At 67.6% G+C, this 20,983-nt stretch carries 22 protein-coding genes; 10 read left to right on the forward strand and 12 right to left on the reverse strand.

Annotated features, from left to right (window positions below):
• Window positions 1-258: 258 nt before the first annotated feature.
• On the reverse strand, window positions 259-579 hold the full coding sequence (locus ACFV4K_RS21845) for a hypothetical protein (RefSeq protein WP_379277208.1): 321 nt from the start codon (window positions 577-579) through the stop codon (window positions 259-261).
• Between the two features lie 463 nt (window positions 580-1,042).
• On the opposite strand from ACFV4K_RS21845, the gene ACFV4K_RS21850 reads away from it, so the two are divergent.
• Window positions 1,043-1,648 carry a DUF4254 domain-containing protein gene (locus tag ACFV4K_RS21850; protein ID WP_379277210.1) on the forward strand — a complete coding sequence of 202 codons (606 nt, stop codon included), beginning with the start codon at window positions 1,043-1,045 and terminating at the stop codon, window positions 1,646-1,648.
• Window positions 1,649-1,659: 11 nt separating this feature from the next.
• Here the strand turns inward: ACFV4K_RS21850 and ACFV4K_RS21855 are convergent, their stop codons facing one another.
• The 3 genes from ACFV4K_RS21855 to ACFV4K_RS21865 are packed head-to-tail and all read right to left on the reverse strand — an operon-like array spanning window position 1,660 to window position 4,220.
• Window positions 1,660-1,995, reverse strand: coding sequence for a hypothetical protein (locus ACFV4K_RS21855; RefSeq protein ID WP_379277211.1), 336 nt, complete (start codon window positions 1,993-1,995; stop codon window positions 1,660-1,662).
• Window positions 1,996-3,144: a fatty acid desaturase family protein gene (locus ACFV4K_RS21860; protein WP_379277213.1), complete on the reverse strand. Its 1,149-nt coding sequence runs from the start codon at window positions 3,142-3,144 to the stop codon at window positions 1,996-1,998.
• Window positions 3,145-3,155: 11 nt separating this feature from the next.
• On the reverse strand, window positions 3,156-4,220 hold the full coding sequence (locus tag ACFV4K_RS21865; RefSeq protein WP_379277214.1) for a ferredoxin reductase: 1,065 nt from the start codon (window positions 4,218-4,220) through the stop codon (window positions 3,156-3,158).
• A gap of 223 nt (window positions 4,221-4,443) precedes the next feature.
• Between ACFV4K_RS21865 and ACFV4K_RS21870 the strand changes: the two genes are divergently transcribed.
• Window positions 4,444-5,052: a TetR family transcriptional regulator gene (locus tag ACFV4K_RS21870; RefSeq protein WP_379277216.1), complete on the forward strand. Its 609-nt coding sequence runs from the start codon at window positions 4,444-4,446 to the stop codon at window positions 5,050-5,052.
• Between the two features lie 21 nt (window positions 5,053-5,073).
• Here the strand turns inward: ACFV4K_RS21870 and ACFV4K_RS21875 are convergent, their stop codons facing one another.
• The gene (locus ACFV4K_RS21875) at window positions 5,074-6,408 is read right to left on the reverse strand and encodes an MFS transporter (protein WP_379277217.1); all 1,335 of its coding nucleotides are present in this window, start codon (window positions 6,406-6,408) and stop codon (window positions 5,074-5,076) included.
• Between the two features lie 58 nt (window positions 6,409-6,466).
• The gene (locus tag ACFV4K_RS21880; protein WP_379277219.1) at window positions 6,467-7,429 is read right to left on the reverse strand and encodes a helix-turn-helix transcriptional regulator; all 963 of its coding nucleotides are present in this window, start codon (window positions 7,427-7,429) and stop codon (window positions 6,467-6,469) included.
• A gap of 102 nt (window positions 7,430-7,531) precedes the next feature.
• On the opposite strand from ACFV4K_RS21880, the gene ACFV4K_RS21885 reads away from it, so the two are divergent.
• Window positions 7,532-8,968, forward strand: coding sequence for an MFS transporter (locus tag ACFV4K_RS21885; RefSeq protein ID WP_379277221.1), 1,437 nt, complete (start codon window positions 7,532-7,534; stop codon window positions 8,966-8,968).
• Between the two features lie 338 nt (window positions 8,969-9,306).
• Here ACFV4K_RS21885 and ACFV4K_RS21890 read toward each other — a convergent pair whose 3' ends face one another.
• The gene (locus tag ACFV4K_RS21890; protein ID WP_379277222.1) at window positions 9,307-10,143 is read right to left on the reverse strand and encodes a class I SAM-dependent methyltransferase; all 837 of its coding nucleotides are present in this window, start codon (window positions 10,141-10,143) and stop codon (window positions 9,307-9,309) included.
• A gap of 129 nt (window positions 10,144-10,272) precedes the next feature.
• Between ACFV4K_RS21890 and ACFV4K_RS21895 the strand changes: the two genes are divergently transcribed.
• The gene (locus tag ACFV4K_RS21895; protein WP_379277224.1) at window positions 10,273-10,710 is read left to right on the forward strand and encodes a flavodoxin family protein; all 438 of its coding nucleotides are present in this window, start codon (window positions 10,273-10,275) and stop codon (window positions 10,708-10,710) included.
• A gap of 113 nt (window positions 10,711-10,823) precedes the next feature.
• Here the strand turns inward: ACFV4K_RS21895 and ACFV4K_RS21900 are convergent, their stop codons facing one another.
• Together ACFV4K_RS21900 and ACFV4K_RS21905 are read right to left on the reverse strand one after the other, a co-directional pair.
• Window positions 10,824-11,384 (reverse strand): putative toxin-antitoxin system toxin component, PIN family, encoded by a 561-nt coding sequence (locus ACFV4K_RS21900; protein WP_379277226.1) that lies wholly within the window; start codon window positions 11,382-11,384, stop codon window positions 10,824-10,826.
• Between the two features lie 4 nt (window positions 11,385-11,388).
• A complete protein-coding gene (locus ACFV4K_RS21905; RefSeq protein ID WP_379277227.1) occupies window positions 11,389-11,862 on the reverse strand; it encodes an excisionase family DNA-binding protein in 474 nt (157 codons plus the stop codon).
• Window positions 11,863-11,950: 88 nt separating this feature from the next.
• On the opposite strand from ACFV4K_RS21905, the gene ACFV4K_RS21910 reads away from it, so the two are divergent.
• Window positions 11,951-12,082 (forward strand): hypothetical protein, encoded by a 132-nt coding sequence (locus ACFV4K_RS21910; protein ID WP_379277229.1) that lies wholly within the window; start codon window positions 11,951-11,953, stop codon window positions 12,080-12,082.
• Between the two features lie 40 nt (window positions 12,083-12,122).
• Here ACFV4K_RS21910 and ACFV4K_RS21915 read toward each other — a convergent pair whose 3' ends face one another.
• The 3 genes from ACFV4K_RS21915 to ACFV4K_RS21925 all read right to left on the reverse strand — a co-directional run bounded on the left by ACFV4K_RS21915 (window position 12,123) and on the right by ACFV4K_RS21925 (window position 15,988).
• The gene (locus tag ACFV4K_RS21915) at window positions 12,123-14,426 is read right to left on the reverse strand and encodes a caspase domain-containing protein (protein WP_379277231.1); all 2,304 of its coding nucleotides are present in this window, start codon (window positions 14,424-14,426) and stop codon (window positions 12,123-12,125) included.
• A gap of 4 nt (window positions 14,427-14,430) precedes the next feature.
• Window positions 14,431-14,844 (reverse strand): hypothetical protein, encoded by a 414-nt coding sequence (locus ACFV4K_RS21920; RefSeq protein WP_379277232.1) that lies wholly within the window; start codon window positions 14,842-14,844, stop codon window positions 14,431-14,433.
• 199 nt (window positions 14,845-15,043) lie between these two features.
• The gene (locus tag ACFV4K_RS21925; RefSeq protein ID WP_379277234.1) at window positions 15,044-15,988 is read right to left on the reverse strand and encodes a hypothetical protein; all 945 of its coding nucleotides are present in this window, start codon (window positions 15,986-15,988) and stop codon (window positions 15,044-15,046) included.
• 171 nt (window positions 15,989-16,159) lie between these two features.
• Between ACFV4K_RS21925 and ACFV4K_RS21930 the strand changes: the two genes are divergently transcribed.
• From ACFV4K_RS21930 to cmrA, 5 genes are all read left to right on the forward strand, one after another.
• Window positions 16,160-16,738 carry a PadR family transcriptional regulator gene (locus ACFV4K_RS21930; protein ID WP_379277235.1) on the forward strand — a complete coding sequence of 193 codons (579 nt, stop codon included), beginning with the start codon at window positions 16,160-16,162 and terminating at the stop codon, window positions 16,736-16,738.
• Window positions 16,735-18,762: an FAD-dependent oxidoreductase gene (locus ACFV4K_RS21935; RefSeq protein ID WP_379277237.1), complete on the forward strand. Its 2,028-nt coding sequence runs from the start codon at window positions 16,735-16,737 to the stop codon at window positions 18,760-18,762. The genes ACFV4K_RS21930 and ACFV4K_RS21935 overlap by 4 nt, the downstream gene beginning before the upstream one ends.
• Entirely contained in the window at window positions 18,762-19,346 is a 585-nt protein-coding gene (locus ACFV4K_RS21940) for a VOC family protein (RefSeq protein WP_379277239.1), read from the forward strand. The genes ACFV4K_RS21935 and ACFV4K_RS21940 overlap by 1 nt, the downstream gene beginning before the upstream one ends.
• 97 nt (window positions 19,347-19,443) lie before the next feature.
• Window positions 19,444-19,875: a DUF4189 domain-containing protein gene (locus ACFV4K_RS21945; RefSeq protein WP_379277241.1), complete on the forward strand. Its 432-nt coding sequence runs from the start codon at window positions 19,444-19,446 to the stop codon at window positions 19,873-19,875.
• 134 nt (window positions 19,876-20,009) lie between these two features.
• On the forward strand, window positions 20,010-20,804 hold the full coding sequence (cmrA, locus tag ACFV4K_RS21950; protein ID WP_357284449.1) for a mycolate reductase: 795 nt from the start codon (window positions 20,010-20,012) through the stop codon (window positions 20,802-20,804).
• Window positions 20,805-20,983 lie beyond the last annotated feature (179 nt).

The following is a 20,983-nucleotide window of genomic DNA, read 5'->3' on the forward strand; positions in this document are numbered from 1 at the left end:
AACCCGTCCACAGCGTGTTCAGCAGACCACCCAGGGCGGCGCTGCCGGTGTCCAGAACGCCGTTCAGAGCAGCGGAACCAGTGTTGATGATAGCCGGGATCATTTTTCAGCCTCTCTACTGTTGTCGCCGCCGTCCGGGATTTCCGGCCGACGACGGGACCCACACTGCCGAGGGAGACTTAGGCGAACCTTGCCTGTCGCTGAGAGATAACTGAGACGGCCTGTGTCACGCGTCACAGAGAGAGGACCGTCCAGTTCCTACTGTGGCGGTCGGGCTCCCGCCGAGTAGAGGCTGATCTCGCCACCCTCGCCGAGAAACGCGTTGACCAGCATCGTTCCGCTGGAATGCAATTCGTCGGGCTCCGGCGCGGCGGTCGTGATGGCAATCTGCGGCAAGGCGGACCAGTTCACGACAAACCGATCGGGCGGTCCGTTGTCGTCGGACAGATGCGCGAGCCGGAACACCGACACCGTTCGGCGAACGATCAGGTTCCGGACGACTTCGGCAATTCGCTCCGGGTCTTCCAGCGCGAACATGAAACCGAACCGCAGCTCCGGCGAAGAGGCATAGGCGGGCATGAATATCGAGGCTAACCGACTTCGGCGCGTCGCACCCTCGGCGCGCCGCAAAGATAGCTATTCATAAGCTTCAGTAACCGAACCGGCCCCCGGGCAACCTCGACCCGGCGGCGAAGCACCCCCGAAGCCGTCCCACACACCGCCCGCGCAGGTGTCGATCAGCCTTCAACCGCAGCGCCCATGTGACCGTCTTGTAATGCTGTATAACGATTTTCAGGCAGCTTCGCCGATCACGCGCCGGATGGTTGCGCCCCTCCGACTATCGCGCTTTCCTGAATATGTCCCGCATTATCGGACAGTCTTCTCATCGCATCGTCGCGGATTTCCCGGTTACTTCACCGTGTCGCTGGTGGTGGGCTGTTGCGTTCCGGGTGCGGGGCTGCGCCGGAGCCGAGGGGAGCCCCTCCCCGAATCCCCCTCGGCCCTGGCGTATCCACACGCATGCGCGGCCGAGGGTGGGAAAATGGCAATCGACTACACGGGAGCGGGTTTCGGCGCCGAACTTCCCTCGCCGGACACGCTCCTGCGCGCCTTCCGAGAACCGATAGACACCGCCCGCCGCGACCGCGACGTCCTGGAATCGGCCCACGAGCTGGTGCGATGCCACGAACGTCGGCAACGCGCCCTCGACTCCGCCCACGCCGCCGACGCCACCCCCGACGATGTCGCCGCCAGCGCCCACCATATCGACCGGATCGACGCCCGCCGCGCCGAGCTGGTGTCCCGCATCGACGACTGGGTCGCGATCAATATCCCGCACCGCGCCGGGGCCTCCCTGCATACCGAGACCCTCGGCGCCGTCATCGACCGCATGGCCGCGAAATGGGTTGCCGCACAACAGGCCCTGGGCAACGGTGGGCCTCCGGCCCCGGCCAACGGCGTTCCGAAAGCCACCGACGGGCGAGCCCGGCGCCGCGCCAAGGCGCACCGGGTGAGCGAGGACCGGGCCCACCGCGGGGTGGACACCGAGGCCCACCTGCAGTGGTACCGGCTGGCCGAGCTCGCCGACGGCTATCGGGATCTGATCACCGAAGTCGCCCAGCACCGGCGGCGACTCCCCACCTGGTAGAAACCCCGGGGCTAGCGGGGGTCGACGACCTCGGCGTCGATGACGTCCGACTGCGTCACGCGCTCGCCCGGAACCGGCTTGGTCGCCGAATCATCCTGTGCGCGTAGTGGTTCCGGCGTCTCGTCGAGGTCGTCGGACAGGTCCGCGGCGCGCTGCGCGGCGGCGTCCTTCTCGGCGGCGGCCGCGGCTTCGCGCATCTCGATGGCGTCGGTGATCCAGTCACCGATCTCCCGGGTCACCTCGGCGACCGTGCCGGTGATGATCGATGCGATATTGCCGACGTGCCGCGCTCCCGACGACGTCAATTCCTGGATCAGATCCTTGTTGCTCTCGAATTTGGAAATCATCTATACGCCCACCTCACTCGCCTGCCCCCGGCGCATCACGATAACACCGGCCTGCCCGGAATTCTTGACCAGGAACGGCGGCAGCGCCAGCTTGAAGAGTTTCGCCCATACCGAACCGATCTGCCTGGAGAAGCGGCCGGTGTTGTACGGCAGGCCGTGCTTTTCGCACAGCGCCCGCACCTCAGGCGCCATTTCCGGGTAGCGGTTGGCCGGGATGTCCGGGAACAGGTGGTGCTCGATCTGATGCGACAGGTTGCCCGACATCACATGGAACAGCTTGGAACCCTTGATGTTCGCCGAGCCCAGCATCTGGCGCACATACCACTCGCCCTGGGTCTCCTCGGCGGTCTCCTCCTTGGTGAACGTCTGTACGCCGGAGGGGAAGTGCCCGCAGAAGATGATGGAGAACGTCCACAGGTTGCGCACGATATTGGCGGTGAAGTTGGCCGCCAGCGTGGACAGGAACAGCGGACCGGTCAGCGCCGGGAACACCACGTAGTCCTTGAGGACCTGCCGGCCGGCCTTACGACCCTGCCCCGCGAGCAGGGCCTTCACGTCCGACCACTTGCGCTTGCCGGTCAGGATGTTCTCGACCTCGAGGTCGTGCAGCATCACGCCCCACTCGAACAGCACCATGAGCGCGAACGCGTAGGCCGGGTTTCCCAGGTAGTAGGGGTTCCACTTCTGGCCCTCGTCGATCCGCAGGATGCCGTAACCGATGTCGCGGTCCATGTCGTGGATGTTGGTGTAGGTGTGGTGCATGTAGTTGTGCGAGTGCCGCCACTGGTCGGCCGGGCACACCGTATCCCATTCGAAGACACGGGAATTCAGGGTCGGCTCACGCATCCAGTCCCACTGACCGTGCATGACGTTGTGGCCGATCTCCATATTGTCGAGGATCTTCGACACACTCAGCGCGGCCACGCCCGCAAGCCAGAACGGTGGCAGGAAGCCCAGGTAGAGCAGGCCGCGGCCGGCGATCTCGAAGCCGCGCTGGGCCTTGATCACCTTGTAGATGTAGTCGCGGTCGCGCTCGCCCAGGTCGGCGGTGACGCGGGCGCGCAGCGCGTCGAGTTCGCGGCCGATCTCCTCGACCTGTTCGACGCTGAGGACCAGCGGGCCCTCGGGGGTTTCGGTAAGAATCGCCATGATCTCTCCGTTCACAGAGCGAGGTCGACGTCCCCGACGGGGGCGTTGATGCAGATCTGGATGGGCTGATCCGGGTCGCTGTCGAGCTCCCCGGTGCGCAGATTGCGGGTGCAGCCGCTGCGCTTGACGGCGGTGCAGGAGAAGCAGATGCCCATGCGGCACCCGTACTCCGGGCTCAGGCCCGCGGCTTCGGCCTGTTCGAGCAGGGTTTCACCGGTGTTCTCGGCGACCACGCCGCTGCCGGAGAAGGTCACCTTGCCCTCGGCGGCGGACGGGTCGACGACCGCCGCGGTGAGGGTGAACTCCTCACTGTGCAGACGCGGGCCGAGTTGTTCGGCCTCGTAGACGGTGCGCACGGCGTTCATCAGGCCGGGCGGGCCGCACAGGTAGGTCTGCGCGGTCGGGAACCAGGGCGCCAGCGCCTCCAGCTCGTCATAGCCGAAATTGCCGTGACGCCGGGTCTCCGGGTAGCGGAACTCGACCCGCACATTGCCGTGCTGCATGGCGATCGCCTCCAGCTCCTCGCGGTGCGGGACGAATTCCGGAGAACGGTTGTAATGCAGGAACAGGATCCGGCCGCGGTAGCCCTCGTTGGCGAGGGTGCGCAGCATGGACAGCACCGGGGTGATGCCGCTGCCGCCGCTGATCAGCACGACCGCCTCCGGGCGGGTGGCGGGCAGGTGGAACACGCCCGCGGCGGGCTCCAGGTCCACCACCATGCCGGGGATCGCGTTGTCGTGCAGGTAGTTCGAGACCAACCCCTGCGGGTGGGCCTTGACGGTGAGTTCGATGTGCCGATCCCGACGTCCGTCGGCATTGACCGGGGAATAGCAGCGGGTGTGGCGCACGCCGTCGATCACGACGCCGATCCGCACGTATTGCCCCGCCACGTGCCCGGTCCACTGCCGGGCGGGCTTGAGGGTGAGAGTGACCGAACCGACCGCGCTGCGCCGCACATGGGTGATCTCCGCGCGTATCGAGCGCCGGGCCAGGGTCGGGCGCACCAGCTCGAGGTAACGATCCAGCGGGTGCGGGGTGGTCATTGTCTTCTGCACCAGGTCGAGTAGTCCGACCATGTGAGCCTCCTGTCGCGTCGCCGGGCTCAGCGACGCCTCTCCACATTCGACGCGCTGTCCGAGCCGGCGTCGCCGTCCACGCTGACTTCGACGCCATTTCGGTGCACATATGTACACTGAGATAGTGTGCCCGGTGAAGCCACTCCAGTTCAACCGGCAGTTCGTGTGACCCACACGACATCTCTCGAACGGAACGAATGTGAACGCATGTATGCTCATCGAGATGAGCGAGCAGGCAGCTACCCGAGTCGAGCGCAAGGAACGCACCCGCGCGGCCCTGCTCGACGGCACCCTCGCCCTGGCCGCCGACCGCGGTTTCGCCGCGCTCTCCCTGCGTGAGATCGCCCGCTCGGCCGGCATCGTGCCCACCGCCTTCTACCGGCATTTCGCCTCCCTCGACGAACTCGGCACCACACTGGTCGAGGAAGGCGTGCGGCAATTGCGGCTGGCGCTGCGGGAAATGCGGCGCACCCCCGATCCGACGCTCGCCCACACCGTGCGATTCGTTTTCGAACAGGTCGACGGCAAGCGCGATCTGTGGGGCTTCCTGATTCGCGAACGGCACGGCGGCTCGGCGCCCTTGCGCGGGGCCATCTCGGTCGAGATGCAACTCATCGAACGGGAACTGGTGGTCGACCTGTCCCGGGTGCGGGCCCTCGACGACTGGTCGCCCGACGACCTGGAGCTGGCGGCCGACCTCATCGTGTCCACCGTCGCCGACCGGATCGCCGACTACCTGATGGCCGAACCCCGCGAGAGCGCGCGCACCGTCGACCGCGCGGTGCTCCAGGTGCGCCTCATCGCGCTCGGCATGGGCGCCTGGCGGCCCTGAGACCGGACCGTTACGGCGAATTCACTTGTCGTGCAGGTCATCCCCGCGTACCGGCAGCAACAGCATGAGGCCGACGATCAACACCAGTAGCAGGCCGACGATACCCGCGCGCTCGGCGTCGAACGCCCACACGAAGAATCCGAAAAGGGTTGGCGCGAGGAAGGATACGGCGCGACCGGTGGTCGCGTAGAGACCGAACATCTGGCCCTCGCGCCCGGGCGGGGACACCCGGACCAGGAACGAGCGGGCCGAAGCCTGTGCGGGACCGACGAATACGGTCAGCAACAGGCCGAAGATCCAGAACATCAGCGGGCCCGACAACACCAGCAGGAACGCGCCGCACACGATCATGCCCAGCAGCGAGGCGACGATCACCGTCTTCGGGCCGGTACGGTCGTCGAACCCGCCGCCGACCAGCGCGCCCAGCGCCGCAACCACATTCGCGGCAATGCCGAACAACAACACGTCGGCATCCGCGATGCCGTACACCCTCACCGCCAGGATCGCGCCGAAGGTGAACACGCCCGCCAGGCCATCCCGGAAGACAGCACTGGCCAGCAGGAAACCCACCGCGCGGCGATCGGTGCGCCACAACTCCCGCACATCCCGGAACAGCACCCGGTACGAGGACAGGAATGCCCGGCCGCGCACCGCCGCACCGGGATCCGCGTCGGTGCGCGGCACCTCCGGGACGAACAGGAACAGCGGCACCGCGAAACCGGCGAACCACACCGCCGCCAGCACCGCGACCAAGCGGATATTCAGACCGTCCTCGATCGGGACGCCGAGCAGACCGCGATTGTCGCCCTTGCCCGCGATGAACCCGACATAGCTGATCAACAGCAGGATGATGCCGCCGAAATAGCCCATGGACCAGCCGAATCCGGACACCCGGCCGACATTCGCGGGCGTGGACACCTGCCGCAGCATGGCGAAATACGGGACGTGCGACAGCTCGAACGAGGCCGAGCCGACCGCCAGCAGCACCAGACCGACCCACAGATAGTGGTAGTCGTCCTTCACGAAGAACATGGCCGCCATCAGCAGCACCGTCACCGAGGTCAGAATGCCCAGGGCCAGTTTGCGTCTCGCGGTGGCGTCGAACCACTGGCCCGCCACCGGCGCGGTCAGCGCCACCACCAGGCCCGCCCCGCCCAGCGCCCACCCGAGCCAGGCGCTCGCCGAGATCCCGCCCGGCAGATCCGCACCCACCTTGTCGGTCAGATACACCGAGAACACGAAGGTCAGGATGACCGCGTTGAACGAGGCGCCCGCCCAGTCCCAGAATCCCCACGCCAGTACGGTTCCCCGCCCGGTCGCCTGCCCGACGGTGACTTCACCCGACGCCTCGGTCATCAGCGCAGACTAAGCGACCGAACGCGACTCGCGTGCGACATCCACGCCGGGTGGCGGGTCAGGCCAGAGTGCGGCCGTGCACCTGCTCGACGTGCTCGGCCCACGGGCGGCGGTATTCCTCGGCGGTCATGGCGAGCAGGGCGTGCAGCTGGTCCCAGGCCTCCGGCGTGGACGGAGTCCAGACCTGCATCCACGCACCCGCGATCGACGGCAGCGACATACTCGTCATGTACATCTCGAGCACACCGACGGCCAGATTGCGGACCACGCGGGTGCGGCCGATCGGGAGGGCGACGTCATTGCGGGCCCACAGTTCCGCGAATCGCGGACTGTCGGCCACCATGCCGTCGATGAACTCCGTCCACTCCGGGTCGCCCAGATTGCGGGCGTACGCGGCCCGCAGGTAGCCGACCATGCGAGCCAGGTGGTCCGGTTCCGAGAACGCCGGGTACGGAGTGCAGCACTCGTCGGCCAGGAAGACCTTGCGCAATGCGTTGCGGTGGCCGGTCACGAACAGCGGATACATCGCCGCGTACGCCGCATTATGGGCCAGCACATCGTATTTGGAGTTGAAGAGCGTGGCGGGCAGCGGATGCAGGTGATCGAGAATGGTCTGCACCTCCTCGGGCACCGGCTCCTCGACCACCAGCGCCGGGGCCGTCGGCACGTCGGCCAGCCGGTACAGATGCGCGTGCTCCGCGCCGTCCAGGCACAACGCCCGGGCGATCGCATCCAGCACCTGCACACTGCAATTGATGTCCCGCCCCTGCTCGAGCCAGGTGTACCAGGTGATCCCCACCCCGGCCAGCTGTGCCACCTCCTCACGCCGCAAACCGGGCGTGCGCCGCCGCGCCCCCACCGGCAACCCCACATCCTCCGGCCGAATCCGAGCCCGCCGCGACTTCAGGAACGTCGACAACTCGCCCCGCCGGACCTTGCGCACCGACCGCGGATCACCGGCGCGCGCAGCCGCTCCGGCGGTCCGCTCGACGAGGACGTTGTATCCCGCTGCTGACACCATGCCTCCATGGTGGCGGGTTTCGCTAAGGGTATCCAGGTGGTGCCAGTACCCGTATAACCGGACTCCTGTCAGCGGGGTCGGTCGCGGCGCACGCTGAATCTCATGTCTCAGAGCCTCACCCACACCCCACCCGCGGCTGCCGCGCCGCCGACCACGCCGGCTCTCGGCGGCGTTCGACGTCCGATCGCGGTCCTCACCGTCATCCTGCTCGGCCAGTTCATGGCGGTCCTGGACGCATCCATCGTGAACGTCGCCATCCCGTCGATCCGAACCTCCCTGCACGCCACGGGTTCCGGGCTGCAACTCATCGTCTCCGGATACGTCATCGCCTACGCGGTGCTGCTGGTCACCGGGGCACGGCTCGGTGATCGGTTCGGGCAGCGCGGGATGTTCGTCGCGGGACTCGCGCTGTTCACCCTCGCCTCCCTCACCTGCGGGCTGGCGTGGAATCCGGCCTCGCTCATCGCGTTCCGCTTCCTCCAAGGCGTCGGGGCGGCGGCCATGGTGCCGCAGGTCATGAGCCTGATCCAGATCACCGCCACCGGGAACACGCGGGCTCGGGCGCTCTCGGTGTACGCGGCCGTCATTTCCGGGGGCATGGTCGTGGGCCAAATCCTCGGCGGGGTCATCGTGAGCAGCGATATCGCCGGAACCGGCTGGCGCGGAGTGTTTCTCGTGAACGTTCCGATCGGGGTCGCCCTGCTCGCGGTCGCGCCGCGCGTGCTGCCCGCCGCCACCCCGCGCGGTGAACGCCGGCTCGATCTGCCCGGGCTGGCGGTCCTCACCGCCTCGGTCCTCGCGCTGTCGGTGCCGCTCGTGCTCGGGCACGAACAGCAGTGGCCCGCCTGGACCCGGATCGCGTTGGGCGCGTCCGCCTTCGGCTTCGCCGCCTTCGCCCTGGTGGAACGCTGGGTGCACCGCCGGGGCGGGGAACCACTCTTCGCCGACCGCGTGGTCCGCGCCCCCGGCCTGCTCGCCGCCGCGGCCACCCTCTTCCTGATCATGTGCACCTTCGGCGGCTGGGTCTTCATCCTCACCATCCACCTGCAATCCACCCTCGGCTACTCCCCCGTCCACGCCGGACTCCTGTTCGTCCCCAACGGCATCACCTTCGGCCTGGTCAGCCTGAACTGGACCCGCATCCCCGCCCGCTTCCACCGCGCGATGATCCCCGGCGGCCTGCTCCTCGCCGCCGCGACCACCATCGCCATGGCCCTGTCCCTCCGCGACGGCCACTCCGTCAACCCCCTCGACCTGGCGATCCTGGCCGTCATGGGCATCGGCTACGGCCTTGCCTTCAGCCCCCTCATGGCCCGCGCCACCAGCAAGATCCCCGTCGCCCTCGCCGCCGACGCCAGCGGCATCCTCGTCACCTGCGTCCAACTCGGTGTGGTCATCGGCGTCGCCACCTTCGGCACCCTCTTCCTCACCCTCGCCACCAACCCCATCGCCGCCGCCCACGCCGTAGGCACCACCGCCATCGCGGAAGGAGTCACCCTCGCCCTCGCCGCCACCCTCGCCATCCGTGCGACCCGGTGAGGGCCAGGCCCCGCACGACTAGGCAGATCTACTCAGGAAGGCACGTAGCCGGGCTCATCCCGGCTACGCCCGCGATCAGCAGGATCGAGCGCACCCTGACTGCGGCCGCGCACACTCATCGCTCTCGGCGTGGCTGATCTCGCGGTGCCGGCCTTCGCGCTGACCCTGCCGGATTTCACCGATCAGGCCGATGATCACCTGGTTCCGTTGGCGGCCTTGGCGACCGGGGACGGGAACGTGTCCGGCAGTGCCGCAACCATTTTCGAATCGATCTCCGGGTGGTCGGCTATCGCCTACGTGGTCGCCGCGGTCGGGGTGATCGTCCTCGCGGCGCTCGATTACCGAGGGCGGGCGGCTGTCCACTGCAACCAGCGGGTCGGGGCGTCGAACTGGCCGGATCCGAACCTGTCCCGCAATGCCGCGGCGGCGATCGCGGTCGCGGACTCGACGTTCAGGGTCGAGTGACGGTCGATCTCGCCGCGCAGCGGGGTGCCCTGGCAGAACGCCACCGCACCCGTTTCCGCCGTCTGACGGCTCGAACCGTCGAGGTACTCACCGCTGATGTGGTCGAACCCGGCCGCATCGAGTTCGGCGCGGATGCGGTCGAAGTCGAAGTAGCCGTGCGGGGTTCGGCGGAGGAACTCGAGCGGCTCGTCCGGTGCGGCGGCGCACAGGGCGTCGGTGACGGTCTGGGTGACCGCGCTCGTCTCGATCCGATCCCAGACGCTGAACGCGAACATGCCGCCCGGGCGCAGCACACGCAGGGCCTCGGCGTAACCGCGCACCTTGTCGGGCAGGAACATCACGCCGAACTGGCAGACCACGACATCGAACGAGCAATCGGGGAACGGCAGATCCGCGGCATCCGCCACCTGCCATCGCACCCGCTCGGACGGCAGCCGCGCCGCAGCCGCCGCCAGCATGGGTTCGTTCAGATCGGTCGCCACGATGCGGTGACTCCCCAGCTGCGCCAGCGCCCTGGTCAGCACGCCGGTCCCCGCAGCGGTTTCGAGCACGTCGACCCCGTCGGAGGCGGCCACCGTCCGCGCGAGCAGCCGAGCCGGTTCCGCGAAGATCATCGGAACCAGCAGCGAGTCGTACACCTCGGGAATCGCCCCGGTGAAACCCGTATCCCCGCGCCCGGCCGTGGTCACCGGCCTCTGATCGCCCGACATAGCCGCTGATGCTACCGCCGCCGAACATATCCCTGTGACGACCACCACATCAACTCGATGTCACGATCGGGCACGCGGGCGGTGTCCACAAGGATGTCCGGAATCATCGGGGAAGCAGGGAGCGATGTGATGAAGACTCTGATCGTGTGCGTTTCGGTGTCGCACGGGAATACGCGGCGAGTGGCGGAGGCCATGGGTGAAGTCCTCGGAGCCCGCGTCGTTGAGCCCGAAGAGGTTTCACCCGCCGACCTCGCGGAATACGACCTGGTGGGGTTCGGATCAGGAATCTTCTCTATGGCCTTCCACCCCCGTCTGCGGGAATTCGCACGCTCACTGCCCGAGGGGCAGCAGGGGCGCGCATTCGTGTTCGCCACCAGTGGATTTCCCGCCGTCATGGGTCCGATGACGCGGCTGCTCGGGCGGAAGGGGTTCGAGGTAATGGATACCTTCTCGGTGCGGGCCTTCGACACCTTCGCTCCGTTGAAGCTGGTCGGGGGAATCCACAAAGGGCGGCCCGACGCCACCGATATGGCGGCGGCGCGCGCCTTCGCGGCTGGGCTCGGCTGAGGGCTGTCGGTCGCGTCGCCCGTGGCTTGACGCGAACTATTCGAATGCCAGGCTTCGCAGTCACAGAACCGAACTGCTCTGCCCTGCCTTCGGTTTCGGGTACCAATGACTTCTCAGTTCAGCCGACGCCGGACCTCGGCGGCGAACGCGGGTACCCCGGATCGTTCCAGTACGTCCAGGAGGCCCTGGATGTGTTTGGGCGGCCGTTTGTGCTCGGCGACCTGGTTCCCGAGGAGTCGAATTACCTGCGCCGGAGCTAGATCGAGCACGTCGAGCAGAAATTCGTCGGGATGCAACAGCTCGGGAAAGCCCTCGCCAATCGGCCGGACCGCGAAGTCCTTCAGATTGAACGTCAACAGTACGTCCGCGTTTCCCTGCAGCGCTGCGGCGAGGACGTGACGGTCCTTCGGATGGTTCTCCATCCGGTCGACCAGATCTATGTAGCCCTCCACCATCGCGTCCGGGAAGTAGTTCCGCAAGATGCTGATCAGCCGGTCGGCCTGCACGGAGACCTGGGGATCGCCGCTGTTCCGGGCCGCGAGATTTCGGTGGAGTTCGGCCAGAATCTCCGCGGACCACAGCGGCTGGATGAGGTCTGCTTCCGCGAGGCGGAGAATGGTGTCGCGAAGGTGGGCGGGGTACAGGACACAGGTATCGAGGAGTATCCGCCGCATCGATTCAGTTCCGTCTCAATGGATTCGGTGCAATGTCGTCGTAAAGACCCATGTCCTCGGAGATCCTGGTCAGCTCCGATAGGCCCGCCGAGCGTTCGGCTCGTCGGTACTCGCGGTACGCGAGCACGTCGGTGAGGCGGACACGTCGATGGCGACCGGGGCGGGTGAAGGGGATCGCACCCGAATCGAGCAACTTCACAAAGGTCGGCCTGCTCATGCCGAGCAGCTCAGCGGCTTCCTGAGTGGTGAGGGTGGTATGGAGGGGCGCGACAGTGACGGCCTTTCCCTCCGACAGCGCGCGTGCCACCAGTCGCAGGGCCTCGACAACCTCTGCGGGCAACGCGACCACCTCACCATCGGCGGACCGCAGGATGGCGGCTTCGACCGTGGCCGGTACCGAGTCCAGAAATCGGCGCAACTCGGCGATCTGATCCGGGTGTTCTGGTAGCAGCGTGCGCTCGTCCAATGTCTCGGCCATTCGCCCTCCTCGCGTTCACCCCATTGTGCACTGCTTTCGAATAATTCGAAAGGAGATTTGGTGGGCGAGGGATCCGAAGGGGTTCGAAGTGGTGGATACGTTCTCGGTGCGGGCCTTGGATACCGTCGCGCCGTTGAAGCTGGTCGGGGGAATCCACAAGGGACGGCCCGACGCCGCGGAACTGGCTGCGGCGCGGGCCTTCGCGACGGGACTCGGCTGACGGAACACAGTGGTGGGTCGCCCCGAGATGACTTGTCTGGTTACACGTACTTTTTCTGGAACCAGGCGGTCAGGTCCGCTTCGGTGGTAATCGCGGTCTGGGGAGCACCGGAGGACCTGGCACAGAAGAAGCTCACAATGTGCAGGGCGTCGTGGATCGAGATCAGGCAGGGGGTGTGGTCGTCCGGGTGGACCGCATCGGCGGGGGCGACCACACAGGTGAACCGGCCGACCGGTTTGTCGTTCTGAGTCCACGGTGTGTCCTGCCCTGGCCGACCATCGCAGGCGTGACCCGAGAGCACCTTCGCTTCCGATTGGTACATCGCGTTCGCGGCGGGGGCGTTGGGGAATCCCAGGAACGATGCGTCGGGGTAGGTCACCGGTGTACTACAACTGATGTTCGCGTTCCCCAGTTGTGCCGGGTTTTCGTGCCTGCAATTCGAGCGAGTGAAGCCGCCGCCGCCGACACCTCTCAGCAGGTCCTTGTCCGCTGAGGTGAATTCATCTGGGTCGTTCGCGTCCTCGACCGCCAGGAATTGACGGTAGCCCCGCGCTGCCCGGTAATCCCGTAGCTGCGCGGCAAGAGGAGATGTCCAGTCACTCGGCTTGTAGTAGAAGGCGGCGATCGCAAGGTCGGGTTCGTCGGTGACGACCAGTACCGATGCGGCCGGACTGACCGAGGGATCGAGGGCGCATGTCTTGCGGCCCATTGGTTTGCCGTAGGCGTCGAAAACCGGCGCGTCCGGTCCCGGCGGGTCGCCGGGACAGCTGCCGGTGTGCAGGACTCGACCGAAAGTCTGGTAGAGGGCGGCGAGCTTATCGGCATTGGCGAAGTGATAGAAGCGCGCCATGGGCATACCGGCCGCCTTGTTGGTTTCGCATTCGATAGCCGCGACCTGTCCCGTGTCCGGGTCCATATGGCCGCAGTTATTCCGGTAATAGCCGTCTGGGGCAATCAGTTTCAGCAGATCGATATCCGGCCCTCGCAACGCTGAGGCATCGCCGATGGCGTGTCCCGCCACGCCGGTAGGGGCGAGATACCAGCCACCTACCGCGGCTACGCAACCGACCGCCATGGCGGCGGCCGCCATCGGTACCGCCCATCTCCGATCGCGCAGTCTGCGTCGGGCCCGGCCGTCGGGGCGTTCGGTTGCCTGATGCTCCGACCGGGGAGGCGGCTCGGACCCGCCGAACAGGGCGGCCGGTTCTGCCACACCTTCGTCTTCTTCGCCTTCGCGGCCCGGATGCGGCGGCGCCTGATCGGTGGTCGGCGAGTCTTGGTGTCGCGCAGCATCATCGGTGCGCTCCGGCGTCGTTGCCGGGACGGTCTCGCCGACCGAGTGTGAGTCGGATTCCAGTGGTGTACCGGCACCGCCGCCGGTGGGCGTCGTTGCCGGGCCGGTGGGGTGGGTGTCGAGCCAGGCGGCGGCCGCCGCAGCGATGGCGCGGCTGTCGTCGTTCACGAGTTGGGTGACGGCGTCGCGGACGCGGGTGCGGACGATGGCGCCGCCGGTGCGGTAAAGCTGGTCCAGGTCTTCGAGGGCGTTGCGGCGGTCGCGGACGGCCGGGCTTTCGAGGTCGGAGCGAATGTGTTGCGGCACCTGCCAATTGCGGTTGCGGGCCAGGACGGTACGGCCTTCGACGTTGTCCTGTTTCTTGGGCCGCTGGCGGGGGCGTTCGGCGACGACGTGGTCGTGGACGTAGCTGTAGAGCTCGTCGACGGTGATGTCGCCGTCCTGGTCGAGGTCGGCGCCGCCGTCGCGGAGGCCGGTGACCAGGTGGCGGGTGAACACCGACTGCGTCGCCTGGCCGTGCGGGACCTCGCCTTCGAAGGCGTACTGGGTGGCGTCGGAGGCGGTGAGCACGGTGCGGCCGCGGCCGCTGAAGCTCTCCAGGGCGTGGACCTGGTCGTCGGCCTTGGCGATCGCGCCGACCGGGAACGCGCCGCTGTAGCAGCAGTCCAGGATCAGGATCTGATGGTTCGAATGGCAGCCGGTCATGGCGTAGTCGATCTGATCCGCGGCGACCGAGGTGAAAAGCGGGTTGAGCGTGCGGGTGTCGGTCATCGCGAGGTAGAGCTTGCCCGCGTCGTCTTTGAGCCCGTGGCCGCTGAAGTACAGCAGGGTCAGATCGTCGCGCCTGCGGTCGGTGAAGAAATCACCGACCGCCGAACCGACCACGTGATGCGGCTCGTTGATCAACGTGGTGACCTCGAACCCGCCGATGGCCGGATCGGCCAGCACCTCGGCGAGCGCCTCGGCATCGTGGGCGGGTGCGGTCAGCTGGCGCAGTCCGGGATCGTGGAAGGTGTAGGTCGCCACCACCAGGGCGAATCGGCCGGCCATGGCGTCACCCCGCCACCGCGCCGTGCCGGCGGAGATAGGCCTCGACCAGCGCGTGCTGCTCGGCGTCGCTCGCGGCCTCCAGCTCGATGCTCTCGCCGTCGATGGTGACCGTCACCCGGCGGGCGCCTGGATCGCGTTTCAGCCAGTCCCGCACCGTCTCGATCAAGGTGGTGAACACCCCGCCGGAGGCACTCAAGGCCAGCACGATCGCGCCGAGGGTGACCGGGTCTGCCACCTTCGAACCCGGTGCGGCCCCGGCGGTGTCGCGCGCCAGCACCGCCGATTCGACGCCGTCCATCGCGGCCAGCTCCGTCCGCAGCATGCGGGTCTGCCGGTCCATGTGCTCGTCGTCGATCCCCGCGGCGGATATCGATACCCGAACCGTCACGCCGCTGTGGTCTTTCTGTGTGGTAGCCATCGGAGCCTCTTTCCCGAATCGACAAGACCGATTCTCATCGTTCGGATCCGAGGTCTCACGGGTACAGAACTACCTGAACCAGGCAAAATCGTCGATGGAGTGCACGCAGGGCCACTCGGGAGGTGAACTCCGCACCGTGGCGTGCGGGTAGTCGACTACCCGCACACGGCTACCGCGGAGCAAAGAGGCGGGGCGGGGGTCAGCTGACGGTGAAGCTCAGGGTCCCCGCCGGTTTCTCGCCCTTGGCGGCGTCGAAGGAGAGGGTGTACGGGCCGGTGCCCGGCGACGGGACCAGGAAGACGATGACGTCGCCCGCCTTGTCGATCGTCTGATTGCGGCCCAGCAGTTCGATGACGGCGCCGCGGAAGTCGGCCACCTCGGTGGACCCGGCCGGGGTCTTGGCGCTGAAGTCGGTGTAGGAGATGTTGGTGCCGCCCGCGGCGATGCCCGCGCCGCCGATGAACTTGACGCGCAGTGCCAGCTCCATCTTCCCGGCCTCGTTCTTGGTGTAGCTGGGAGTCAGTGTGGCGCCGGTGATTTCGACCGTCGTCTGATCCTGGGTGAGCTTGCCGCTGATATCGAGCGTGCGCGGGGCGATGCTCTCGACCTTGGCGTCGGTCTTCAGCGGGAACCTGGTCTGGTTCTCCGCGGCGCTGCCGTAGAGGATGGTGATGGTGTCGAGCAGGTGCTCGGGGGTGTCGTACGACTTCACCGACGCGGTGATATCGCCGGTGGCGGAACCCTTTCCGGGGACCTCGGGGCTGTTCCACCCGGCGCCGCCGTCGATCGCGCCGCCGATCTGGACGGCGGGCACGACCGCGAGCGTCTTGTTGGCGGTGGTGGTGTTCTTGTAGGTGATGTCGACGCGGATCTTCGCGCCGCCGAATCCGTCGGCGGTGACGGTGGCCTGGTCGATGGTGATCTCGAAGCCCTCGTACCAACCGGTCTTGCCGATACTGCGTAGGAACGCCCGGGTGTCGACGCCACCGGGCTTGGTGGCGCCCGGCTGCCCGGCCCCCTGCGGCGCGGCGCTGACCGACGTCACCGGCACCGGAGTGCCCGTCTTGTCATTGCACGCGGTCATCAGTACCGCGGATGTCGCGATGAGGACTGCCGCCCCCACCGTGGCGAATGTCGACCGCATATCGGCCCCCCTGAGGTTCATCCCCGCCCGAGCATCCCCAGGGGCGAGTGGTTCGCTCAGAAATCAGCCCCGCTACCGGCCGCGTTAACCGACACGCCGACGTCTGCGCACCACACGCGGGCTCTATGCACTGAATTGCATAGTACGTCTCGTAGCAGTTACCCTGGCGGCATGGCCCTCGAACACGCGCTGCTGGTATCGCTGACCGAACGCGCCAGTTCGGGCTACGACCTGGCCCAGCGGTTCGACAAATCCATCGGCTTCTTCTGGCACGCCACCCACCAGCAGATCTATCGCGTCCTCAAGCGCATGGACGAGCAGGGCTGGGTGATCGCCGAGACCGTGCCGCAGGACGGCCGCCCGGACAAGAAGGTCTACACCGTCTCCGACGCCGGCCGCGACGAACTGATCCGCTGGATCGCCGAGCCCGCCGACCTGGAACCGCTGCGCAGCGACCTCGGCGTCAAGCTGCGCGCCGCCTCCCTCGGCGAACCGAGCGTGATCGTCGGCGAGGTGCAACGCCATCGCGACCAGCACACCCACCGCCTCGACCTGTACCGCGCCTTCGAGAAGAAGGACTACCCGGCGCCGGATCAACTCACCGGCCCGAAACTGCACCAGTACCTCGTCCTGCGCGGCGGCATCCGCGTCGAGGAGGGGTTCATCGACTGGTGCGACGAAGTACTCGACGCCCTGAAACGCGACACAGCCCGGTCGCAGGCGTCCGACCCGAAAGGCACTCGCCGATGAGCGCGTACCCGCACCTGTTCGAACCCCTGGACCTCGGCTTCACCACCCTGCGCAACCGGGTGGTCATGGGTTCCATGCACACCGGCCTCGAGGATCGCGCCTGGCACACCAACCGGCTGGCCGCCTACTTCGCCGAACGCGCGAAAGGTGGTGTGGGCCTGATCATCACCGGCGGCTACGCCCCCAACCGCACCGGCTGGCTGCTGCCCTTCGGCGCGAAGCTGACCAACAAGACCGAGGCCTACCGGCACCGCGCCATCACCAAGGCGGTGCACGCCGAGGGCGGCAAGATCGCCCTGCAGATCCTGCACGCGGGCCGCTACTCCTACATGCCGACCAGCGTCTCCGCCTCGGCCATCAAGGCCCCGATCAACCCGTTCAAGCCGCGCGCGCTGTCCGGCAAGGGCGTCGAGAACACCATCGACGATTACGCGCGCACCGCCGCCCTGGCCAAGTTCGCGGGATACGACGGCGTCGAGATCATGGGCGGTGAAGGCTATTTCATCAACCAGTTCCTCGCCGAGCGCACCAACAAGCGCAAGGACAAGTGGGGCGGCTCGCCGGAGAACCGCCGCCGCATCGCCGGGGAGATCGTGCGCCGGGTGCGCAAGGCGGTCGGCCCGGACTTCATCATCGTATTCCGGCTCTCCATGGCCGATTTCGTGGAGAAGGGCCAGACCTGGGACGAGATCGCCGCCGTCGCCAAGGATGTGGAGGCCGCCGGGGCCACCATCATCAATACCGACATCGGCTGGCACGAGGCCCGGGTGCCCACCATCGTCACCTCGGTGCCGCGCGCCGCGTTCGTGGAGTGGACCGCGAAGGTCAAAGACCTCGTGGGCATTCCGGTGTGCGCGTCCAACCGCATCAATATGCCCGAGACCGCCGAGGAGATCCTCACCCGCGGCGACTCCGACCTGATCTCGCTGGCCCGTCCGCTGCTCGCCGACCCCGACTGGGCCCGCAAGGCGCAGGACGCGCGCACCGACGAGATCAACACCTGCATCGCCTGCAACCAGGCCTGCCTGGATCACGCCTTCCAGGCCAAAACCGTGTCCTGCCTGCTGAATCCGCGCGCCGGACACGAGACCGAGCTGAAGCTGCTGCCCACCCGCCGCACCCGGAAGTTCGCCGTCGTCGGCGCGGGCCCGGCCGGGCTGTCGGCCGCGGTCAGCCTGGCCCAGCGCGGGCACCATGTGGACCTGTTCGAGGCCGACGCCAAGGTCGGCGGGCAGTTCGACATCGCCCGCCGCATCCCGGGCAAGGAAGAGTTCAACGAGACCATCCGCTACTTCACCCGGCAGCTCGAACTCACCGGCGTGCGTGTGCATCTGGAGACCCGCGCCACCGCCGAGCAGCTCATCGCGGGCGGCTACGACGAGGTCATCCTGGCCACCGGCGTGAAGCCGCGCATCCCCGATATCCCCGGCATCGACCACCCGACGGTGCTCACCTACGCCGAACTGGTGCGCGACGGCAAGAAGGTCGGCAAGAAGGTGGCCGTGATCGGCGCGGGCGGGATCGGCTTCGACGTCAGCGAATTCCTCACCGTCGAAGGGCATCCCAGCCTCGAGCTCGACGAGTGGAAGGAGGAGTGGGGCGTCTCCGACGACCCGACCGTCCCCGGCTTCGTCACCACCCCCAAGCCCTCCCCCGCCGCCCGCGAAGTCGTGCTGCTGCAGCGCAAGTCGTCCGCCTTCGGCAAGGATCTGGGCAAGACCTCCGGTTGGGTGCACCGGGCCGCGGTCAAGGCCAAGGGCGTCGAGCAGATCGGCGGCGTCAACTACGAGCGCATCGACGACCGCGGCCTGCACGTCAGCTACGGCGAGAAGCGGCAGCGCCCGCAGGTCATCGAATGCGACAACGTGATCCTGTGCGCCGGCCAGGAATCCGTGCGCGACCTGCACGAGCCGCTGCAGAACGCGGGCGTGAAGGTGCACCTCATCGGCGGCGCCGACCTGGCCGCCGAACTCGACGCCAAGCGCGCCATCAACCAGGGCACCCGCCTGGCGGCGAGCCTGTAATGCCGAACCTCACCCGCCTGGGACTGCCCGGTGACGAGCAGTCCTGGGCGGCACTGGGTTTCACCGTCACCGACGGCCGATTCCGAGTCGGGCAGGTCGAATGCGTTCTGGGCGAAGCGGCTTGGGGCTTCGACGAAACCCACGCCGACCCCGCGACCCTGGGGGTGCCCTACCTGGAATCGGCGGAGACCGAGTCCGGTGCGGCGCACCCCAACGGCGTGACGATCATCGACCACGTCGTCTACTGGGTTCCCGAATTGGACTCCGCCGTCACCGATCTGACCGCCGTCCTCGGGGTCCCACCGCGCCGCCGCTTCTTCCCCCGCGGCCCGGAGGGGCCCGAGATGGCCTTCTACCGCGTCGGCGAACCCTTCGTCGAAGCGGTCACCTCCGGCCTGCCGCCCGCCCTGGTCGGCGTCGCCTTCATGACCGCCGATCTGGACGCCGCCGTCGCCGCCATCCGCGCGGCGGGCGGCCCGATCGGCGACCCCAAACCCGCCGTCCAGGGCGGCCGCATCGCGGGGGTGTGGCGCGGCCACGTGAATTGGGGCATCGCGTTCATGGAGCCGAAACCGCGGAATTGACCTATCCACCAACCGATTCAGATGGTCGGCGGTGTCGGACCTTCCTGACATGATCACGAGGCATTTGCTTCAACGATCTTGGGGGAGAGAAATCTCTATGGCTCTGACTCGCAAGGCCGCCCTCGGCCTGGTGGCTTCGACGACCGCGGCGATGTTCGTCGGCGGTATGGGCACCGCGCACGCCGCGGGCGATCTCTACGGCTCGATGGCGGTCGGCATCGACGGCAACTACTACAGCATCGGCACCACCTGGAACTACGAGGATCAGGGCAGCGCGGACGCCGCCGCACTGGAACAGTGCGGGGTCTCCAACTGCTACGTGAAGATCCGCTGGGTGAACGGCTGCGCCGCTCTCGCCAACCGCGACGGCAACCTCTACACGGGCCTCGGCCGCACCAAGGCCATGGCCGAGGCCAATGCCATCGCCGCCAGCGGCCCAGATCCGAGCCCGCTGCTGGTGAGCCTGGGCAGCTCCGAGCCGAGCAGCGTGCACATCACCGATTCGCAGTGCACCGGGAACGCGGGCTGACCAGGCACCGCCGACGCGAGCCGCTGCCCGCGCGTTCGCGCTGAGCCCGCGGCGTCGGGTATCCACCCCGCACGGATACCCGGCGCTCGCACCGGGCTGTCCGCCACCCGACTCCGTGGGTAGGCTGCCATGTCGTGAGCCTGCCTGCACCCACCGCCGACAATCGTGCCGTCGTGACCGGATCCTCCTCCGGGATCGGGGTCGCCCTCGCCGAAGAGCTTGCCTCGCGGGGCTACTCGCTGATCCTCGTCGCCCGGCGCGGCGATCTGCTGGCCGATCTGGCGCAGCGGCTGACCGAGCGGTACGGCATCACCGCCGAGGTGCGCGCGGTGGATCTGTCCGACCGGGACCAGCGGGCCCCGCTGGCCAAGGAGCTGGCCGCCCGCGATATCGCGATCCTGTGCAACAACGCCGGTGTCGCCACCTTCGGCGCGCTCGCCAAGCTGGATCTGGACTACGAGCGCGACATCATGGAACTGAACGCGGTGGCCGTGCACGACCTCACGCTGGCCGTGCTGCCCGGCATGCTGGAGCGCCGCGCGGGCGGCATCCTGATCACCGGTTCCGCGGCCGGCAATATGCCGATTCCGCACAACACCACCTACTCGGCGAGCAAGGCGTTCACCAACACCTTCTCCGAGTCGCTGCGCGGCGAGCTCAAGGGCTCCGGCGTCAATGTCACCCTGCTGGCCCCCGGCCCGGTCCGCACCGACAACCCGGACCAGGAGGAGATGGGCAGCAAGATCCCGGAGTTCATCTGGGTCACCGCCGCCCACACCGCCAAGATCACCATCGACGCGCTCGCCCGCAACAAGATGCGAGTGGTCCCGGGCCTGATCAGCAAGGGTATGAGCATCGCCGGGCAGTTCGGGCCGCGGTCCATCACCTCGGTGGTGGCGGGCGCCGCCTACAAGAAGCTCGGCGGCTGATCAGCAAAACGTCAAGATCGAACCGGGGCTCGTAAAAGGCACGTACCGGACCGGTTCGACCGCTCTGGACGCGGCGTGCGCCCGGCACGGGTTCCCGCGCCCGTGCATCGCCCTGGAACCCGGTCGCGCCATCGTCGCGCGAGCGGGCGTCACGCTGTACCGGGTGGGCCGCCGATCGT

It is taken from the genome of Nocardia sp. NPDC059764 (assembly GCF_042732555.1).
Lineage (GTDB): Bacteria > Actinomycetota > Actinomycetes > Mycobacteriales > Mycobacteriaceae > Nocardia.

Excerpts from the sequence above, each read along its gene's own strand:
- ACFV4K_RS21845 (WP_379277208.1), bottom strand. The coding sequence starts at position 579 with ATGCCCGCCTATGCCTCTTCGCCGGAGCTGCGGTTCGGTTTCATGTTC.
- ACFV4K_RS21850 (WP_379277210.1), top strand. The coding sequence starts at position 1,043 with ATGGCAATCGACTACACGGGAGCGGGTTTCGGCGCCGAACTTCCCTCG.
- ACFV4K_RS21855 (WP_379277211.1), bottom strand. The coding sequence starts at position 1,995 with ATGATTTCCAAATTCGAGAGCAACAAGGATCTGATCCAGGAATTGACG.
- ACFV4K_RS21860 (WP_379277213.1), bottom strand. The coding sequence starts at position 3,144 with ATGGCGATTCTTACCGAAACCCCCGAGGGCCCGCTGGTCCTCAGCGTC.
- ACFV4K_RS21865 (WP_379277214.1), bottom strand. The coding sequence starts at position 4,220 with ATGGTCGGACTACTCGACCTGGTGCAGAAGACAATGACCACCCCGCAC.
- ACFV4K_RS21870 (WP_379277216.1), top strand. The coding sequence starts at position 4,444 with ATGAGCGAGCAGGCAGCTACCCGAGTCGAGCGCAAGGAACGCACCCGC.
- ACFV4K_RS21875 (WP_379277217.1), bottom strand. The coding sequence starts at position 6,408 with ATGACCGAGGCGTCGGGTGAAGTCACCGTCGGGCAGGCGACCGGGCGG.
- ACFV4K_RS21880 (WP_379277219.1), bottom strand. The coding sequence starts at position 7,429 with ATGGTGTCAGCAGCGGGATACAACGTCCTCGTCGAGCGGACCGCCGGA.
- ACFV4K_RS21885 (WP_379277221.1), top strand. The coding sequence starts at position 7,532 with ATGTCTCAGAGCCTCACCCACACCCCACCCGCGGCTGCCGCGCCGCCG.
- ACFV4K_RS21890 (WP_379277222.1), bottom strand. The coding sequence starts at position 10,143 with ATGTCGGGCGATCAGAGGCCGGTGACCACGGCCGGGCGCGGGGATACG.
- ACFV4K_RS21895 (WP_379277224.1), top strand. The coding sequence starts at position 10,273 with ATGAAGACTCTGATCGTGTGCGTTTCGGTGTCGCACGGGAATACGCGG.
- ACFV4K_RS21900 (WP_379277226.1), bottom strand. The coding sequence starts at position 11,384 with ATGCGGCGGATACTCCTCGATACCTGTGTCCTGTACCCCGCCCACCTT.
- ACFV4K_RS21905 (WP_379277227.1), bottom strand. The coding sequence starts at position 11,862 with ATGGCCGAGACATTGGACGAGCGCACGCTGCTACCAGAACACCCGGAT.
- ACFV4K_RS21915 (WP_379277231.1), bottom strand. The coding sequence starts at position 14,426 with ATGGCCGGCCGATTCGCCCTGGTGGTGGCGACCTACACCTTCCACGAT.
- ACFV4K_RS21920 (WP_379277232.1), bottom strand. The coding sequence starts at position 14,844 with ATGGCTACCACACAGAAAGACCACAGCGGCGTGACGGTTCGGGTATCG.
- ACFV4K_RS21925 (WP_379277234.1), bottom strand. The coding sequence starts at position 15,988 with ATGCGGTCGACATTCGCCACGGTGGGGGCGGCAGTCCTCATCGCGACA.
- ACFV4K_RS21930 (WP_379277235.1), top strand. The coding sequence starts at position 16,160 with ATGGCCCTCGAACACGCGCTGCTGGTATCGCTGACCGAACGCGCCAGT.
- ACFV4K_RS21935 (WP_379277237.1), top strand. The coding sequence starts at position 16,735 with ATGAGCGCGTACCCGCACCTGTTCGAACCCCTGGACCTCGGCTTCACC.
- ACFV4K_RS21940 (WP_379277239.1), top strand. The coding sequence starts at position 18,762 with ATGCCGAACCTCACCCGCCTGGGACTGCCCGGTGACGAGCAGTCCTGG.
- ACFV4K_RS21945 (WP_379277241.1), top strand. The coding sequence starts at position 19,444 with ATGGCTCTGACTCGCAAGGCCGCCCTCGGCCTGGTGGCTTCGACGACC.